The sequence below is a fragment of the Mesorhizobium sp. M1A.F.Ca.IN.020.06.1.1 genome (assembly GCF_004023265.1).
Classification (GTDB): domain Bacteria; phylum Pseudomonadota; class Alphaproteobacteria; order Rhizobiales; family Rhizobiaceae; genus Mesorhizobium.
The window spans coordinates 1-2048 of record NZ_RZSR01001028.1 but is presented as its reverse complement, the minus strand read 5'-3'; the positions used below and the strand labels follow the sequence as shown (position 1 = coordinate 2048).

Genomic DNA, 2048 nt, shown 5'->3' with positions numbered 1-2048 from the left:
GTGGTGGGAGCGGGCGCGGTCTTCACCGGTTCAGGGCCGGTCTCGGCGATCGTCGGATCGGACGCCGCAAGCTGGGCCTGTATCTCCGCCAAACTCACCGGCTTGCTGGGAGCGGATCCGGCGCTGAGCTCGGAACGGAAGTCATCAAGGTCGGCCGTCTGCGCCGCCGGCGTCGGCCGGAGGTCCTGGCGAACGTCACCGTTGTCCGCCGCCGGTTGCTTGCGGCCGGTGTCGCTGTCCTCGATGATCCTTCGGATGGAAGCAAGTATCTCTTCCATGGAAGGTTCGCGCTGCGCGCTGCTCGCTGTCGCCATCGTCACATCCGCCGCCCTTGTGACTTGTTCAAGATTTCCATTCCGGCAAGACCGGAATTCGAATCAATGCGAACAGCGTAACCGACCGATCGTCATCCGAGAATCCCCAATCTGGGGAGACGTTGGATTTCAACAGATTAGCTCGCTACGCCGCCGGCCGCCGACCGTCTGGTTCCAATGCAAAAGCGCCGCGCATCCATTGGACACGCGGCGCTTTTGGAAATGCCAAAGATTCAGCGGCCGTCCGGCGTGCGCAGCCCGATCCACTTGTCCTTGACGGCGTTGTAGTGCTCTTCCGGGTTGTATTTCGTGACCGCCAGGCCGAGTTGGCCGGCGGACAGGCGGCCAATCGCCGACAGGATGGCGTAGCTCGCCACGACGACATCGCGCTCGGAGCTCGCCTGGTTGATCTTGGCGGTGATGACGGCGTTCTGCGCGTTGAGCACGTCGAGCGTGGTGCGCTGGCCGACATTGCGTTCCTCGATGACGCCGTTGAGCGCCAGTTGCGCGGCGGCGATCACCTGCCTGTTGGCATCCACGCTTTCGCGCGCGGCGGTGTATTGCGTCCACGCCGAAGCCACGGCCTGGCGCACCTGGTCGCGGCTGACGTCGACCTCGATGCGGGCCTGGCTGAGCGATTCCTTCGATTGGCGGACCAGCGCAGAGGTGCGCCCGCCCGAATAGATCGGCACGGTAAGCGTTGCACCGATATTGGCCGAATTGGTCGTTCCTTCGGAACCCGCCGATGCAAAAACGCCGGGCGAGGTGTTGCGATACTGGCTCGAAATTCCGGCACTGGCGGAAAGTTGCGGCAATAGCGCCCCTTCGGCCGACTTAACCGAAAAGGCCGCGGCGTCGACGAGATGCTCGGTGGCAAGGATGGCCGGATGCTCCGCGGCGGCGATGGCGAAGGCCGAATCAAGGCTTCCCGGCAGCAGCTTTCCAACCGGCGCGGCCGCCTTGAGCTTGCCCGGCTCGTCGCCGATGATCTGGTGGTAGGTCGCAGCGCTCGCCAGCGCCGTCGCGCGAGCGCTGGCGAGTTGCGCCACCGCGGTCGCCCGCGAGGCATCGGCCTGTGCGACGTCGGTGCGGGTGCCCTCTCCGACCTCGAAGCGCGACCGCGCGGCGCGCGCCTGCTCGGTCAGGAATTGCAGGTTCTGTGCGGTCAGGACCGCGATCTGGCGATCGCGGATCACATCCATGTAGGCGCTTGCCGCGTTGAACAGGATGTTCTCTTCGGTGTTGCGGAGACTTTCTTGCGAGGCCCTGACCTGCGCTTCGGCGGCGGCGACATTGTTCTTGGTTTGAAAGCCGTCGAACAGCGTCTGGTCGATCTCAACCCCGAAATTGCCCGTAGTAATATTTAAGGTTTGACCAAGGTTGTTGTTGCGGCTGCTCGTGTAGTCGATGCTAGCCGATCCCCTGATCGTCGGGCGGTAGCCGGACTTGGCGATGGCCACGCCCTCGTCGGTGACACGGGTGCCCGCGCGGGCGGAATTCAGCTGGGAATTGTATTGATAGGCTTTGGCGAGCGCACCGGTGATGGTTTCGGCGGATGCTGCCAGCGGCGAAAGCGCGGTCGCCGAAACAAGTATGGCTGATAGAAAAGTCTTGTGTAGGGGCGGCACGTATTATCCCTCATTCGTTTGCATGGGAACCACGCCGCGCACCTTTTCCTTCCGGATCAGCTAGCGCCGCGTGTTTATCGTCCCCCGCTGACAGCCCCCGAAAATG

1 protein-coding gene and 1 pseudogene are annotated in these 2048 nt (G+C 63.5%); both read right to left on the bottom strand.

Annotation, left to right across the window (positions count from 1 at the left end; all coding sequences use genetic code 11):
- Positions 1–314, bottom strand: a pseudogene (locus EOA60_RS39335) (DUF2497 domain-containing protein); the annotation flags it as partial.
- A gap of 233 nt (positions 315–547) precedes the next feature.
- The gene (locus EOA60_RS30500; protein ID WP_067329516.1) at positions 548–1942 is read right to left on the bottom strand and encodes a TolC family outer membrane protein; all 1395 of its coding nucleotides are present in this window, start codon (positions 1940–1942) and stop codon (positions 548–550) included.
- Positions 1943–2048 lie beyond the last annotated feature (106 nt).